Raw genomic sequence first — 15,341 nt, forward strand, 5'->3', positions numbered from 1 at the left:
ACGGTGACCAGGCCGACGCCGAGCCGCCCGCGGGCCGAGGACGAGGCCGCGGAGCCTGAGCTGCGCACCGACACCGACCGGGACGTGGAACCACCCGAAAGGGACCGCGAGAGCCGGCCCGAGACCGACCTGCGCGAGGACTGCGAACGGGACGAGCGCGAGGACGACCTGGAGGACGACCGCGAGGACGAGCGGCCGGAGGAGCGCGCGCTGGAACTGCCGCTGCCCCGCGACCCCTTGCCGCCGGCCGTGATGCCCGTCGGCGTCGATCCGACCATGCCGTTCGGCGCGACGACCGGGGCGAGCCCGCAGGTGTCGCAGTACAGCTCACCGCCGCCGAAGTCGTCGTAGCTGCCGGTGCATGTGGGGCGCTGACACTGACGCTGGCTCACGATTCCCCCGTCCGGTCGGCGGGCCCGCCCTGCTGCGGGACCCTCGGCGCGAGCACTTCGGCGGCGGCCTGCTGATAGCGGAGGACCGCCTGCTCCGCCACGCGGAGGTCGCAGGGCGCGCTCCACAGCATCCGGCGCGCCGCGTCGTACCGCTCGATGAGCAGCGGGTCCTCGGCGTGGCCGTGCCGGGCGACCTTCGCCTTGTACGCGTCGAGGCGGCCGCGCAGTTCGGCGCGGACCGCGAGCGGTGCCGTGACGGCGCCCAGCGACTCGCGGGCGCGCAGCAGTTCGTCCTCGGCCTTCTGCTCCAGGGACTCCAGGAGCGGGGAGAGGCGGTGCCACTGGCCGTGTCTGCGGTACTCGGCGGCGGTCGCGAGCTGTTCCTGCAGGGCGGTCGGCGGGCCGCTGACGGCCGGCACCTCGGAGGCGGCGATCTTCGCGAGGACCTCCCCGCGCGCGGAGCGTGCCTCGGCGAGGGTGCGGTCCGCGCGGGAGAGCACGTCGCGCAGCTTGCCGAGGCGCGCCTCGGCGTCTTGGCGGACGGTGAGCACCGCGTCGATCTCGCGGCGCACCTCCTCCAGGGCGCGTGCCTCGCGGTCGTACCGGTCGGTCGCGGGACGGCCGCCGCCGGGTGCCGAACTGCCCTGCGCGGGCCGCCAGAAGGCGAGCGGGTCGGAGACCACCTGTTCGCGCAGGGCGGTCAGGGTGCGCGTGATCCGCTCCAGGTCGTCGCCCGAGGGGTGCTCCCCGGGCCGTACGCCGACGGAGTGGGCGAGCTGGCGGGTGCGGGCCAGTTCGGCGGCGAGCAGGTCGATGCGGGCGGGCAGCGCGGACCACACGGCGTCGGCGGCGACGACCATGTCGAGGGAGTGCGCGTACAGGTCGTTCATCCGGGACACGAGCTCTTCGAGCGTGAAGCGCTCGGTGAGCCTGGCGGGGCCGGTGATCGACGAGGACGCGCCCGACGAGGTGCCGCCCGCGACGGTCACGGACTCGCCGCGCAGCAGTTCGGTCAGCTCGGCGAGGTCGTCCCTGCTGGGCCAGCGCCGGCGCTCACGCACCTCGTGTGCCGTGCGGAGGGCGCCCGCGTACGCGTCGAAGTAGGCCCAGAGGAGCGTGATCCGGCTCTCCGTGTCCGCCCAGCGCTCCTCGGTGACGCCGGTGAGCCCGGCGCCTTCGAGGAGGCGGCGGCCCGCGTGGTCCTGGAGGGCGAGGAGCGAGGTCTCGATCGCCTCGTGCTCGGCGTCGAGCCGCGCCAGCGCACGGTCCACCTCGTCCCGGTCCATCACCGGACCGGGGGGTCCCGTGACGCTCATCGATCACCTCTCCGCTGTGCGTTGCCGTAACTCTTCAGTCGTACCAGGTCGGTTGTCGGCTCCGGGTCAGTCCTCTCGGTCAGTCCCGGTACTCGGGGGCCGGTGGGCCAGGGGACTTGCCGAGGCCGCCCTTGAGCCACTTGTCGTAGGACTTCTCCCAGCCGTGATCCTTGTCCTTGCGGTAGTCGTCGAGGACCTTGTTGACCCGGCGGACCAAGTCGTCCGAGCCCTTCTTCATCGCCACGCCGTAGTGCTCGGTGGTGAACGGTTCCTCGCCCTTGAGCTCGACCGTCGGGTCCTGCGCGGCCTGGCCCGCGGCGAGCGCGCTGTCGGTCACCACCGCGTCCACCTCGCCCAGTTGGAGCCTGACCAGACAGTCGAGCTGGTTGGGCACCGTGGTGGAGATGTCGGCGCCGAAGCTCTCCTTCTTGAGCTCCTCCTCGGCGATGGAGCCCGCGGCCGAACAGATCTTCTTGCCCTTGAGCGACGCGTCGTAGCCGGTGATGTCCTCGGCTTTCCTGGGCGCGAGCACCTGCTGGCCCGTCTCGAAGTACCCGGTGGAGAAGTCGACGTCCTCCAGGCGCTTGCAGTTGACGGTCATCGTGCGGACGACCATGTCGACCTGACCGCTCTGGATCGCCTCGATGCGCTGGTTGGTGGGTATGGCGCGGAAGACGATGGCGTCGCGGTCGCCGAAGATCTCCTCGGCGATCTCCCGCGCGAGGTCGATGTCGAAGCCTTCGAGCTTGCCGCCCGCCCCGTTCGGATCGCGGTAGCCCCAGCGGTAGCTGTTCTGGTCGACGCCGACGATGAGCTTCTTGATCTCGCGGTTCTTGATCCGGTCGATCGTCGGGCCGTCCTTGGGCGAGGGGCGCAGACTGCGGTCGTTGCAGTCGTCGGCGTCGGCCCGCGCGGGCGCGGCCACGGTGGTGCCGGGACTCTCGCGGTCCGGACCGCCGCCGGTGCCGCGGTCCGGGAGGGCCAGGACGAGGGATCCCGCCAGGGCGCAGGCGAGGCCCATCGCGCCCACGCCGCCCCAGCCGCGCAGCCTGGCCGTGCCGCGCGGCCTCGCCGTGCCGGGTCGTGTCCGCATCGTCCGCGCGCCCCCTGCCACCTCTGGCCCCATCACCTCTGGCTCCATCACCGGTACTCCGAAAGCCTGCGGCCGATGCCGAGCACGGCGCCCACCGCGGCGAGGGCCGCGAGGACGGCGGCGCCGACCGCGAGGCCGCTCATGGCGCCCCTGCCGTCCCGCGCCGCCCGCTGGAACTCGCGCTGCTCGTGCGCCAGGGCCCGGTCGAGGGCCGCGTCCACGTTGTCGAAGCACTCGCCGGTCGGCTCGTCGGCCTTGGCGCCGATGACCTTGTCGAGGGCTCCCTGATAGTCGCCGGAGTCGTCGCTGGAGCGGGCCACCCGGTGGCGGTCCTTCCAGACGCCCACGTTCTCCGCGGCTTCGGCCACCGGATTCCCCCCGGCGTCGTCGTCGGCGAGCTCGGCCGCCCTGCCGAGCAGTCCGCTGTCGGCGCCGCCCAGCTGCTTCATCTGCGCGCGGTACGCGACGTCGAACTTGTCCTCCGACTCGCCGCGCACCTCGGTGGTCTCGGCGCCGCGGCTGACCAGCGTGAGGTTTTCGTTGCCCCGGGCCTTCAGGGAGCTGATGCGGGCGTCGTTCAGGACGTTCAGGGACCGGACTCCGTCGTCGTACGACTCGTTGAGGCCCGAGCGCGCGAAGGTGTGGCCGACGACGAGCCAGAGCAGCACGACGGTGGCGGCCGCCGTCGCGGCGAGCAGGCCGTGGTTGAACACCCTGTTCGTACGGCGGTAGTTGCGGTGCTGGGCCCAGCCGAGCGCGGCGAGCGCGAGGACGCCGAGGGCGATGGCGAACCAGGGGTACGGCTTGGCGTTTCCGTAGTCGGAGCTCAGCCGTGCGTTCTCCGCCTTGTAGAGCTTCTCGGCGGCCGGGAGCATCTGGGTCTGCATCTTGTCGTTCGCGTACCGGAGATAGGCGCCCCCCAGAGGGAGGCCCTGGCGGTTGTTGGCGCGGGCGCGCTCGATCAGGCCCGTGTACTCCGGAAGGAGCTTGTTCAGCTTGCCGACGGAGGCCGCGGACGACGAGTCCGATCCCGCGTTCGACGCGGCGGTCGCCAGCTTCTCGGAGGCGCGCTTGATGTCGCGCTCGTACCGTGCGCGGACGGCGGTGGGCTCCTGGCCGCCCGCGAGGAAGCCGCTGGACGCCGCGGTGTTGGCGTCCGCCAGCGAGCGGTAGATGGCGGCGGCGTCGGCGCTCAGCGGCTGGCTGCGGTGCAGCACGTCGTCCGCGGCGGCCGAGCGCTCCGTCATCTGCCAGGTGGTGACCGCCCCGAACGCGACGACGAGCAGGGCCAGTACGGCACCGATGATGCGCAGCTTGCCCGGCTCCGTGGTCGCGGCGGCGCGCAGCCGGTCGACGCCTTCGGACCACGCGGTGCGGCGGCGCGCGGTGACGGCGCCGACGCCCGCGGGCGGTGCGGGCGGCGTGCCTGGCGCGGGCGGCGTGCCCGGCGCCTGTGGCGGCACGGTCGGCATCGTCGGCGCGGGCCGTCCCGGTGCCTGCGCGGGCGCGGTCGGTGCCTGCCCGGGCGGGCCCGGCGGCACCGCGCCGCCGTTCGGCGGATGTGTCACCTTGACCTCGACCTCCCCCTCGGTCATCGGACGGGTCTCTCCGCCCGGCACGCGCGGAGCGGGAAGAAGTGCACGGCCGCAAGTATTGCCGCAGGGACTGACATCCGCACAGGCCTTGACTCGATCTTGTGCGTATCCCCGCCTCGGAACCCCCTGCCCCCGCTCCGGAACCTCCTGCCTTGGAACACGAGATCGAGGGGTGTTCGGTTCCCGCCCCTAGTACTGCGTCCGCACGCGCGCGTGCACCTCGGGCGGGGCCCCCACCTGGTCGAGGCCCAGCAGCGCCGCGCCGAGCACGGGACGGGCGAGGACCACCCGGGGCACCGCCTTGGGCGCCCGTTCCATGAGCAACGCCCGTACGCCGTCGTCCAGTTGCGGGTGGCGCGCGGCGAGGACGCTGCCGCCGAGCAGCACCGGCGCCTCCTCGTCGAGCAGCCCGAGCCGCTCCAGGGCCACGGCCGCCATGGCCACGACCTCCTCGGCCATCCGGTCCACCAGCGACCGCGCCACGGCGTCGCCCGCCGCCGCGGTGGCGAACAGGACCGGCGTCAGCTCGTGCCGGCGCGCCGGGGCGACGCGGCCCAGGTGCAGGGCCTCGATCAGCGCGTACATGGAGGCCAGGCCGAAGTGCGCGGGCAGCGTCTCGCGCAGCGCGGTCGCCGGACCGCGGCCGTCCTCGGCGCGCGCCGCGTGCCACAGCGCCTCCTCGGCGAGGCCGCCGCCCCCGCCCCAGTCGCCGGAGATGCGGCCGATGGCGGGGAAGCGGGCGGTGCGCCCGTCCGGCAGCATGCCGACGCAGTTGATGCCCGCGCCGCACACCACGGCGACACCGCGCGGTTCGGCGTCCTCGAGGAGCCCGGCGCGCAGGACGGCGAAGGTGTCGTTGCGCACGTCGACCGAGGCGCCCCACGCGCGCCGCCGCAGCGCCTCCGCCAACTCCCGCTCCTCGACGGGCAGATCGGCGTTGGCGAGGCACGCGGACACATGCCCCACGGAGTCGACGCCGGCCTCGGAGAACGCCCGCGTCACCGCCTCCGCGAGCACGTCCACGGCGGTCTCGACGCCGACCTTCGGCGGCTGGAACCCGCCGCCGCGGGCCGCGCCGACGACGCGCCCGTCGGCCGCGACCACCGCGACGTCGGTCTTGCTGTTGCCCGCGTCGATCGCGAGCACGCTCGTGCCTACGCCCACGCCAGGTGCTCCCGGTTGTGCGCGATCAGACTGTCGGTGAGCTGCTCGGCATACGCGTACTGGCCGACGAGGGGGTGGGCGAGCAGCGCCTTGAAGACGCGCTCGCGGCCGCCGTGCAGCGCGGCCCGCAGCGCCAGGTCCTCGTACGCGGTGACGTTCGCGACGAGCCCCGCGTACAGCGGGTCGAGCCGCGGCACGGCGAGCGGCTTGGCGCCCGTGCCGTCCACCGCGGCCTGCACCTCGACGACCGCGTCGTCCGGCAGGAACGGCAGCGTGCCGTTGTTGACGGTGTTGACCACCTGGTAGGGGCTGCCGCCGTTGCCGAGCAGCGAGGCCGCCAGGTCCACGGCGGCCTCCGAGTAGAAGGCGCCGCCGCGCTTGGCGAGCAGCTCCGGCTTCTCGTCGAGCGCCGGGTCGCCGTACATCTCCAGCAACTGCCCCTCCATCGCGGCGACTTCGGCGGCGCGCGACGGCTTCGTCCGCAGCTCGTCGACGACGGCGTCGTGCTGGTAGTAGTAGCGCAGGTAGTACGAGGGCACGACGCCCAGCCGGTCGACGATCGCGCGCGGCATGCGCAGGTCCTCGGCGACCGCGTCCGCGTGCTCGGCGAGCAGCTTGGGCAGGACGTCCTCGCCGCCGGGGCCCCCGAGACGTACGCCTGTCTCCCACGTCAGGTGGTTGAGCCCCACGTGGTCGAGGTGCACCTCGCCCGGCGCGACGCCGAGCAGCTTCGCGAACTTGCGCTGGAAGCCGATCGCGACATTGCACAGGCCGACGGCCTTGTGCCCGGCCTGGAGCAGCGCCCGCGTCACGATGCCGACGGGGTTGGTGAAGTCGATGATCCAGGCGTCCGGATTCGTACGCCGTACGCGCTCGGCGATGTCCAGGACGACCGGGACGGTCCGCAGGGCCTTCGCCAGGCCGCCGGCGCCGGTCGTCTCCTGGCCGACGCAGCCGCACTCCAGCGGCCAGGTCTCGTCCTGCTGACGTGCCGCCTGCCCGCCGACGCGCAGCTGGAGCAGCACCGCGTCGGCGTCCGCGACGCCCGCGTCCACGTCGGACGTGGTGACGATGCGGCCCGGGTGGCCCTGCTTGGCGAAGATGCGCCGGGCGAGGCCGCCCACCAGCTCCAGGCGGTCGGCCGCCGGGTCCACGAGGACGAGCTCCTCGATCGGCAGGGTGTCCCTCAACCGCGCGAATCCGTCGATGAGTTCGGGTGTGTAGGTCGACCCTCCGCCGACCACTGCGAGCTTCATATCGGTTCTCAGCCCTTTACTCCGGTGAGGGTGACGCCTTCGACGAAGGCCTTTTGTGCGAAGAAGAAGACGATGATGACGGGGGCCATGACGAGCAGCGTCGCCGCCATGGTCATGTTCCAGTTGACGCTGTGGGCGCTCTTGAACGACTCCAGGCCGTAACTCAGCGTCCAGGCGCCGGGGTTCTGCGCCGCGTAGATCTGCGGGCCGAAGTAGTCGTTCCAGCAGTAGAAGAACTGGAAGAGGGCGATGGCGGCGATGCCGGGCTTGGCCATCGGCACGACGATCTTCACCAGGGTGCGGAACTCACCGCACCCGTCGACCTTCGCCGACTCGATGTACTCCTTGGGGATGGTCAGGAGGAACTGCCGCAGCAGGAAGATCGAGTAGGCGTCGCCGAACGCCATCGGGATGATCAGCGGCCACAGCGTGCCCGACAGATGGAACTGCTGCGCCCACACCAGATACATCGGGATCACGATGACCTGCGGCGGCAGCATCATCGTCGAGATGACGAGCAGCATCGCGGTGCGCCGGCCGCGGAAGCGGAACTTGGCGAGCGCGTACGCCACGGGGATCGCCGAGCAGACGGTGAAGAGGGTGCCGAGCCCCGCGTACATGAGCGAGTTGCGCCACCAGTCGAGGAAGCCCGGCGTCTCGAACACGGCCTTGTAGTTCGACCAGTGCCAGGTGTCGGGCCACAGGTCGCCGCTCATCGCCTGCGCGTCGCTCATCACCGACGTCAGGAAGACGAAGACGAACGGCAGGACGAACAGCAGCGCGACGGCTATCGCGACGCTGTGCACGGCGATCCAGTGCAGGATCCGCTTGCGGCGGGCGCGGGCGGCGGCGGGCCCCCGGTTCGGGGCGGTCCGTTCGGCGGCCGCGGGGGCGGGCGCGCCGAGAGTCGTGGATGTCATCGAAGTCCTCAGTCCTCCGCCGCGAGCAGCCCGGAGCGCTTGCGCATCAGGAGCATCGTCACGGCCATGGCGATGGCGAAGAGCACGAGCGAGAGCACGCACGCCGCACCGGTGTTGAAGTTCTGGAAGCCCATCTGGTAGACGAGCTGGGGGACCGTGAGGGTCGAGTGGTCCGGATAGCCGGGCTGGATGACGGACCCGGGGCCGATGTTGACGCCGGAGGCGACCTTCCCCGCGACCAGGGCCTGCGTGTAGTACTGCATGGTTTGCACGACGCCCGTGACCACGGCGAACATCACGATCGGCGTGATGGCGGGCCAGGTGACGTAGCGGAATTTGGCGAACGCCCCGGCGCCGTCGAGCTCGGCCGCCTCGTACTGCTCCTTCGGTACGTCGAGCAGCGCGGCCATGAAGATCACCATCAGGTCGCCGATGCCCCACAGGGAGAGCAGCACCAGCGAGGGCTTGGCGGTGTCCGGGTCGTTGAACCAGTTGGGCGCGGAGATGCCGACCGCGCCGAGCACCTCGTTGACGGGGCCGGAGCCCGGGTTCAGGAGGAAGACGAAGGCCACCGTGGCGGCCACCGGCGGGGCGAGATACGGAATGTAGAAGGCGGTACGGAAGAACCCCACGCCCGTCTTGATCTTCGTGATGAGCAGCCCGAGCGAGAGCCCGAAGACCACCCGCAGCGCCACCATGATCACGACGAGCCAGAGCGTGTTCCACAGGGCGGGGCCGAACAGGGGCATCTGGTCGAACACGTACTTCCAGTTCCGGAGGCCCACGAAGGTGGGCTCCTTGATCTGGTTGTAGTGCATGAACGAGAAGTAGACGGTGGCGATCAGCGGATACGCGAAGAAGACGCTGAAGCCGACCAGCCAGGGGGAGAGAAAACCGAGCGTGCGCAGCCGGCGGCGCGCGGGATTGGAGAGGGTCATTGCCATGACGGGGGTCCTCAGCTCTTCAGCTCTTCGACTGGAGGGTGTCGGCGTCGATCTGCTCGTCGAGCTTCTTCAGCCCCTTGCGCAGGTCGCCCACGCGGCCGGCCTCCACGGAGTACGAGAAGTCCCCCAGGGAGACGACGTACGCGCCGCCGTTGACGGAGGGCGGCAGAGCCTTGCTGTGCTTGTTCTCCAGGATGTCGAAGAAGGCCCGGAAGGTCGGATCGGCGTCCAGGTCGGGCGACTTGAGCGCCGCGAACGTGGAGGGGACGTTGTGGATGGCGTTCGCGAAGCTCACGACCTGCTTGGTGTCGGCGGTCAGGAACCGCACCAGCTCCCAGGCGGCGTTCTGGTGCTTGCTGCTGTGTGCGATGCCGGCGACGGTGCCGGTGATGAAGCCCCGCCCGTACGTGTCGGCCTGGTCGTCGGGGACGGGCAGCGGCGCCACGCCCCAGTCGAACTCCGCCTTCGCCTCGTTCAGCATCAGGCCACGCCATTCACCGTCCAGGAGCATGGCCACCTTGCCGGTCAGGAAGGCGTTCTGGCTGGACATCTCGTCGCCGAACGTGAGCCGGAACTTCTCCAGGTCCTGGAATCCGCCCTGTGCAGCGGCGATCTTGCGCATGGTCTTGAAGAAGTCGTACGACGCGGGCTCGTCGGCGAGCCGTGAGGTGCCGTCCGCGTTGAAGTACTTCGGCCCCCACTGCGCGAAGAGCCGGTCGGGGCTGTTCTGATAGAAGCGGAAGCTGGGCATATACCCAACCCGCTGATACGAGCCCTTGCCACCGCCCCCGCTACCGCTCTTGCCGCCGCGCACGGTCAGCTTCTCGGCGGCCTTCTTGAACTCGGACATGGTGCGGGGCGGCCGCTTGATCCCGGCTTCGGCGTAGGCGTCCTTGTTGTAGTACATCCCGAAGGCGTCCGCGAGCAGGGGCAGGGCGCACTGGTTGCCGCGGTAACTGGTGTAGTCGAGCAGCGTCTTGGGGAACGTCTTGTGCTTGTCGAGCCCGGTCTTCTTCATGAACGGGTCGAGGTTCACCCACATGCCGGAGTCGCAGTACTGGCCCACGTTGTTGGTGGTGAACGAGGACACCACGTCCGGGGCCTTGCCGCCGCCCGCACGCAGGGCCTGGTTGACGGTCTCGTCGGAGACGTTCCCGGTGGCCTTCACCTCGATGTTCGGGTGCAGCTTCTCGAACCGGTCGATGCTGTCGTTGATGGCCTTGACCTCGCCGGGCGTCGCCCAGCCGTGCCAGAACTTCAGGGTGACCGGCTTGGTCGGGTCGTCGTTCGCGCTGCCGACGCTCGGGTTGGCGCAGCCGGAGAGCAACAGACCGGCTGCGGCGAGCGCGGCGGACGCGCAGGTGGGCATGCGCCATCGCGGCATGGCGGACTTCCTTTGCGGGGAGGGGAGTTACGGGGACTTCGGTGCTTGCCGGGGGCTTCAGGCCGTGTCGAACACCTGGTCGCGGGCCTGGGTGAGGGCCGAGCGCAGGGCGCCGGTGAGGATCGGGTCGCCGTCGAGTTCGCTGATGCGGATCTGCGGACGGGGCAGCGCGAGCCCGGTCAGCTCCTCCTCGACCCTGGCGCGCAGCTTGTCGCCGCCCGCCTGGGAGACGGAGCCGGAGAGCACGACGAGTTCGGGGTCGACGACGGCGACGACGGCGGCGATGCCGGTGGCGATGCGGCGGGCGACTTCGGCGAGGGCGGTGTCGTCGGCCATGACGTCCGCGAGGGTGGCGCCGTCGCCGCCGAGTTCGCGCACGACGTACGCAGAGACAAGACTCTCGAACCCCCCATCACCACCGCCGTCGCCCTGCGCACCCCGGCGGACCAGCGGGGCGCCCGGCAGTGGCATGTAGCCGATCTCGCCCGCGCCGCCGGTCGCGCCGCGCAGCAGGGTGCCGCCGAGCACGATGGCGGCGCCGACGCCCTCGTCGAGCCAGGTCAGCACGTAGTTGTCGTAGTCCTGGGCGGCGCCCTCGTACTGCTCGGCGACGGCGGCGAGATTCACGTCGTTCTCGATGTCGACGGGCGTGCCGAGGACGGCGGCGAGATCGTCGCGCAGCGTCCGCGAGTGCCAGCCCGGCAGGTGCGGGGCGTAGCGCAGCTGGCCGGTCTGCGGGTCGATGGCGCCGGGGGTGCCGATGACGGCGGCCCGCAGGTCCTCGTGGCCGAGCCCCGCTTGGCGCAGGGCGCCGTCGACGGCCTCCGCGACCAGCTGGGCGGTGCGGTGGCGGACGTCCTCGGCGACGGCGTCGGCCTCGACGCGCGCCTGGCCGAGCACGGTGCCGGTGATGTCGGCGACGAGGGCGGTGATGCCGTTCGGGTCGGCGGACAGCGCGGCGACGTGGCCGGCGCGGGGGTCGATCTCGTACAGCAGGGCGTTGGGTCCTGGGCGTCCGCTGAGGCTGCCGGTGGTGTGCACGAGCCCGGCGGCTTCGAGCCGCCCGAGAAGCTGGGAGGTGGTGGGCTTGGAGAGCCCGGTCAGCTCGCCGATGCGGGTACGGGTGAGGGGGCCGTGTGCGACGAGGAGGTCCAGCACGGCTCGGTCGTTCATGGCGCGCAGGACGCGTGGGGTACCCGGGGTGCCTGGGGTACCCGGTGAGCCCGGGGTGCTGCCTGCTGCCATGACGCCCACCTGCCTGCCTGTCGGCCGCTAACTGTTAGGAAACTTTCCAATTGGTGAGGACCGTACGGCTGGCGTGAATGGGGCGTCAATAGCGGGCGCGGCCAGGGCAACCAAGTCGTTACCTGGGGGCCGCCTTCGGTGGGCCGGTGACGTTGACGGTCACCGGGGCCGCCCGGTGTTTTCCGGAGTGTGGCGCCTCCGGGCCGGCAGTAAAGGGCGCTCCGCTGCGCTACGCGTCGGCTTCGCCGATTCCGCTTCGCTCCACCCTTGACTCCCGTCCCTCCACCGCACGTTGACCTTGACCCGGACGGCCAGGGGTGGGGCCGACGGAATCTCGGGGTGGGTCCTTCTCTTTCGCTGCCGGGTGCAGACCGGCCCAGCGTATGTAGCCGTCACCGTCAGGGGGCGGCCATGCCCGGCTTCGCCGGTCGGGTCAATCCCCTTTCGCGGCCGGGTGCAGACCGGCCCAACGTGGGCGCGGGTCACGGTCGTACCTCGGCCGTCCGCGCGGCTTGACTGGCCGGGTCATCGACTTTCGCTGCCGGGTGCGGACCGGTCCAACGTGTGTGGCTGTCACTGAGGGGCCCTCTGCTGGGCATGCGGGCGGCCGGTCGGGGACCTACTTTGGAAAAGTTGTGAATGGGAAGGCCGCGCGCCCCCCTGCCACGCCCCCCCGCGCCGTAATGCAGGGCTGTGTGGTGGGGGCGTATTGGCTGTTCGCGGGGGGCGTGCGGTGCACGCATTCGCAACTTGGCGAAAGTAGGTCCCCGGGTGGGGCCTCTCCCTCCCGGCCAGGGGGCGCATTGCTCGTCAAGGAGGGGGGGCGCGGGCTCCTCATTCGCAACTTCTCGAGAGTAGGTCCCCGGGGCGGCCTGCCCCCTCCCGGCCTGGGGCGCATTGCCCGCGCATGGAGGGGGCGCGTGGTCTCCGCATTCGCAACTTTGTGGAAGTAGGTCCCGGGGGACGGTCTGCCCCTCGTGGCCTGGGGGCGCGTTGGCTGTTCGAGGGGGGCGCGCGGCCTCCGTATTCGCAACTTTGTAGAAGTAGGTCCCCGGGGACGGGCTGCCTCTCCCGGCCCGGGGGCGCGTTGCCTGTGTAGGGGGGCGTGCGGCACGTGCATTCGCAACTTGGCGGAAGTGGGTGCCCGGGTGGGGGGGTCTGCTCATCCTGGCCTGGGGCGCATTGCCCGTGGCTGAAGGGCGCGCGGCTTCTTCGTTCGCAACTTCTCGAGAGTAGGTCCCCGGGGCGGCCTGCGGCCTGCCCCTTCCGGTTTGGGGGCGGAGTGTCCGCGCATGGAGGGGGCGTGCGGTGCACGCATTCGCAACTTGGCGAAAGTAGGTCCCCGGGTGGGGGCCTTTCCCTCCCAGCTTGGGGGCGCGTTGCCCGTGTATGAGGGGGCGCGCGGCCTCCTCGTTCGCAACTTCTCGAGAGTAGGTCCCCGGGGGGCGGGCTGCCTCTTCCGACCCGGGGCGCATTGCCCGTGGATGGGGGGCGTGCGGGCTTCCTCTTCGCAACTTTTTGGAAGTAGGTGCCCGGCTGGTCCGACTGGCTGGGTGGCGGGCCTTGGGGTTCCGGGCTGGCAGCGCATCGACTGTGACGGCTGCCCACGTTGGGCCGGTCCGCACCCGGCCGCGAAAGGTGATTGACCCGACCGGCGAAGCCGGGCCTGGCGGTGCTCTTGCGGTGAGGCACGTTGGGCCGGTCTGCACCCGGCGGTGAAAGTGGGTGACCCGGCCGGCGAAGCCGGGCCTGGCCCGCGCCTTGAGGGTGACGGCTTCATACGCTGGGCCGGTCTGCACCCGGCCGCGATAGAGATGGACCCACCCTGAGTTTCCGTCGGCCCCACCCCTGGCCGTCCGGGTCGAAGTCAACGTGCGGTGGAGGGGCGGGAGTCAAGGGTGGAGCGGAGCGGAATCGGCGTAGCCGACGCGACCGCAGGGAGCGCCCTTTACTGCCGGCCCGGAGGCGCCACACTCCGGAAAAGCCGGGCGGCCCCGGTGCGGATCGAAGACACCGGATCAGCGAAGTCGCGCTGCGTTACTTCGAGAGGTTCGGCGGAGGCGGGGGTATCGGGGAAGCCGCCAAGGACTGGGGAGACGTGGCTGAGGCGTACGCGGAGGGAGCCGCCACCGCGGCGGAGGGGTCGGCGGCGGGGTCCTCCTGGAGTGCCAGCGGCAGGCCGCCCACGATGCGGATCCCCGCCTCGTCGAACGCCCGCTTGATCCGCCAGCGCAGCTCACGCTCGACCCCCAAGGACTGCCCGGGCATCGTCTTCGCAGAGACGCGGATCACCATCGAGTCGAGGAGAACGCTGTCCAGGCCGAGGATCTCCACGGGACCCCACAGCTTCTCGTTCCACGGCTCGTCCTTCGCCATGGTCTCGCCGACCTCCGCCAGCGTCGCCTTCACCTTGTCCAGGTCCTCGTCCGGGCGGACCGTCACATCGACGCCCGCCGTGGACCAGCCCTGGGAGAGGTTGCCGATGCGCTTGACCTCGCCATTGCGGACGTACCAGATCTCGCCGTTGTCGCCGCGCAGCTTCGTGACGCGCAGGCCGACCTCTATGACCTCGCCGGAGGCCACCCCCGCGTCGATCGAGTCGCCCACGCCGTACTGGTCCTCGAGGATCATGAAGACGCCGGAGAGGAAGTCCGTCACGAGGTTGCGCGCGCCGAAGCCGATCGCGACGCCCGCCACACCCGCGGAGGCCAGCAGCGGTGCCAGATTGATCTCGAACGCGCTGAGGACCATCAGCCCGGCCGTGCCGAGGATCAGGAACGAGGCGACCGAACGCAGGACCGAACCGATCGCCTGCGAGCGCTGGCGGCGGCGCTCCACGTTCACCAGGAGGCCACCGAGCGCCGTGCCGTCCACGGCCTGCGCCGTGCGGTTCATGCGGTCTATCAGCTTGGTGATGGCGCGGCGCACCAGGACGCGCAGGACGACGGCGATCGTGACGATCAGCACGATGCGCAGGCCGATACCGAGCCACGTGGACCAGTTCTGCTCGACCCAGCTGGCCGCGTTCGTGGCGCTCTCCTGGGCGTCCTCGAGCGTGGGCGGCTTGGTCTGTGGCGTGTCGTCCGGGTCCGTTCCGGCTGCCGACAGGACGGACAAGAACACGGCAGGTACCTCCAGGTATCGCGGCCTGCCCGGCGAACGAAGAACCGCCATCGAAGCGGAACCGGCGGAGTGGGGGGAAGCCGGGCAGACTCACCACACTAACGGGGCATCGTGTGTGCATCGTTGTCATGTTCGAGGGAGAGACGGTGCTAACTCGGGAAGAACCAGGGGGGAGGAGGCAGAGACGGCTTTCGCGTCCGCTGTGGTCGAAAACACTTCAAGGCCGTTACGAGTACATGCTGGCGCTACGACCAGGCATGAGGGGAGACTGGCTGGCAGATCGTCCCGGCGCGAGCCACGCGCCGCCGGCGTACAAGGAGGCATCCGTGCCGCATGTCCTGGTCCTCAACGCGTCGTACGAGCCCCTCGGCGTCGTACCGCTCCGCCGCGCGCTCGTCCTCGTCCTGGAGAACAAGGCTCTCTGCCTCGAGGAATCCGGCGCCTTCATGCACAGCGCGACGCGCACCGTCCCCGCACCCAGCGTGGTCCGCCTCAAGCGGTTCGTCCGGGTCCCTTACAGGGGGCCCGTTCCGCTGACCAGGCGGGCGCTCTTCGCCCGCGACGGCGGCCGGTGCATGTACTGCGGTGGCGTCGCAACCAGCGTCGACCACGTCATTCCCAAGAGCCGAGGCGGCCAGCACGCCTGGGACAACGTGGTGGCTTCCTGCCGCCGCTGCAACCACGTCAAGGCCGACCGGCATCTCATGGAGCTCGGCTGGCGGCTGCGGCACAAACCCGCGCCGCCGTCGGGTCTCGCGTGGCGCATCATCGGGACCGGACATAGGGATCCGCGCTGGCTGCCGTACTTGCAGCCGTTCGGCGCGGACGACGCGATGGCTCGGATCGACGGCATTTCCGCCTAGCGATCCGGGCCTTTGTTGTACGTGTGTGCGAACGCACTCGGGTCGT

At 71.0% G+C, this 15,341-nt stretch carries 12 protein-coding genes; 2 read left to right on the plus strand and 10 right to left on the minus strand.

What is annotated here, in order from left to right:
* Positions 1–3: 3 nt before the first annotated feature.
* On the plus strand, positions 4–351 hold the full coding sequence (locus tag ACZ56E_RS25565; protein ID WP_471217608.1) for a hypothetical protein: 348 nt from the start codon (positions 4–6) through the stop codon (positions 349–351).
* 37 nt (positions 352–388) lie between these two features.
* On the opposite strand, the gene ACZ56E_RS25570 is transcribed toward ACZ56E_RS25565, so the two are convergent.
* The 10 genes from ACZ56E_RS25570 to ACZ56E_RS25615 all read right to left on the minus strand — a co-directional run bounded on the left by ACZ56E_RS25570 (position 389) and on the right by ACZ56E_RS25615 (position 14,483).
* Entirely contained in the window at positions 389–1,708 is a 1,320-nt protein-coding gene (locus tag ACZ56E_RS25570; protein WP_471217610.1) for a hypothetical protein, read from the minus strand.
* Positions 1,709–1,787: 79 nt separating this feature from the next.
* Positions 1,788–2,801, minus strand: a complete 1,014-nt coding sequence (locus tag ACZ56E_RS25575; RefSeq protein WP_471217612.1) for a glutamate ABC transporter substrate-binding protein — start codon at positions 2,799–2,801, stop codon at positions 1,788–1,790.
* Between the two features lie 47 nt (positions 2,802–2,848).
* The gene (locus ACZ56E_RS25580) at positions 2,849–4,369 is read right to left on the minus strand and encodes a hypothetical protein (RefSeq protein ID WP_471217785.1); all 1,521 of its coding nucleotides are present in this window, start codon (positions 4,367–4,369) and stop codon (positions 2,849–2,851) included.
* A 216-nt stretch (positions 4,370–4,585) separates the two neighbouring features.
* Entirely contained in the window at positions 4,586–5,560 is a 975-nt protein-coding gene (locus ACZ56E_RS25585) for an N-acetylglucosamine kinase (RefSeq protein ID WP_471217613.1), read from the minus strand.
* Positions 5,551–6,816: a 6-phospho-beta-glucosidase gene (locus ACZ56E_RS25590; protein WP_471217614.1), complete on the minus strand. Its 1,266-nt coding sequence runs from the start codon at positions 6,814–6,816 to the stop codon at positions 5,551–5,553. Before ACZ56E_RS25590 ends, ACZ56E_RS25585 begins: the two co-directional genes overlap by 10 nt.
* A gap of 8 nt (positions 6,817–6,824) precedes the next feature.
* On the minus strand, positions 6,825–7,736 hold the full coding sequence (locus ACZ56E_RS25595; RefSeq protein ID WP_471217616.1) for a carbohydrate ABC transporter permease: 912 nt from the start codon (positions 7,734–7,736) through the stop codon (positions 6,825–6,827).
* A gap of 8 nt (positions 7,737–7,744) precedes the next feature.
* Positions 7,745–8,680 carry a carbohydrate ABC transporter permease gene (locus tag ACZ56E_RS25600; RefSeq protein WP_471217618.1) on the minus strand — a complete coding sequence of 312 codons (936 nt, stop codon included), beginning with the start codon at positions 8,678–8,680 and terminating at the stop codon, positions 7,745–7,747.
* A gap of 19 nt (positions 8,681–8,699) precedes the next feature.
* The gene (locus ACZ56E_RS25605; RefSeq protein ID WP_471217619.1) at positions 8,700–10,064 is read right to left on the minus strand and encodes an ABC transporter substrate-binding protein; all 1,365 of its coding nucleotides are present in this window, start codon (positions 10,062–10,064) and stop codon (positions 8,700–8,702) included.
* Positions 10,065–10,121: 57 nt separating this feature from the next.
* Complete coding sequence (locus tag ACZ56E_RS25610; RefSeq protein WP_471217621.1) at positions 10,122–11,309, minus strand: ROK family transcriptional regulator; 1,188 nt, start codon at positions 11,307–11,309, stop codon at positions 10,122–10,124.
* A 2,037-nt stretch (positions 11,310–13,346) separates the two neighbouring features.
* Positions 13,347–14,483, minus strand: coding sequence for a mechanosensitive ion channel family protein (locus ACZ56E_RS25615; protein ID WP_468601220.1), 1,137 nt, complete (start codon positions 14,481–14,483; stop codon positions 13,347–13,349).
* Between the two features lie 275 nt (positions 14,484–14,758).
* Between ACZ56E_RS25615 and ACZ56E_RS25620 the strand changes: the two genes are divergently transcribed.
* On the plus strand, positions 14,759–15,295 hold the full coding sequence (locus ACZ56E_RS25620; RefSeq protein ID WP_150184145.1) for an HNH endonuclease: 537 nt from the start codon (positions 14,759–14,761) through the stop codon (positions 15,293–15,295).
* The last annotated feature ends 46 nt before the right edge of the window (positions 15,296–15,341 follow it).

This window comes from Streptomyces sp. NPDC039480 (assembly GCF_055597165.1).

Excerpts from the sequence above, each read along its gene's own strand:
- ACZ56E_RS25605 (WP_471217619.1), bottom strand. The coding sequence starts at position 10,064 with ATGCCGCGATGGCGCATGCCCACCTGCGCGTCCGCCGCGCTCGCCGCA.
- ACZ56E_RS25575 (WP_471217612.1), bottom strand. The coding sequence starts at position 2,801 with ATGCGGACACGACCCGGCACGGCGAGGCCGCGCGGCACGGCCAGGCTG.
- ACZ56E_RS25570 (WP_471217610.1), bottom strand. The coding sequence starts at position 1,708 with ATGAGCGTCACGGGACCCCCCGGTCCGGTGATGGACCGGGACGAGGTG.
- ACZ56E_RS25615 (WP_468601220.1), bottom strand. The coding sequence starts at position 14,483 with ATGGCGGTTCTTCGTTCGCCGGGCAGGCCGCGATACCTGGAGGTACCT.
- ACZ56E_RS25590 (WP_471217614.1), bottom strand. The coding sequence starts at position 6,816 with ATGAAGCTCGCAGTGGTCGGCGGAGGGTCGACCTACACACCCGAACTC.
- ACZ56E_RS25610 (WP_471217621.1), bottom strand. The coding sequence starts at position 11,309 with ATGGCAGCAGGCAGCACCCCGGGCTCACCGGGTACCCCAGGCACCCCG.
- ACZ56E_RS25595 (WP_471217616.1), bottom strand. The coding sequence starts at position 7,736 with ATGACATCCACGACTCTCGGCGCGCCCGCCCCCGCGGCCGCCGAACGG.
- ACZ56E_RS25600 (WP_471217618.1), bottom strand. The coding sequence starts at position 8,680 with ATGGCAATGACCCTCTCCAATCCCGCGCGCCGCCGGCTGCGCACGCTC.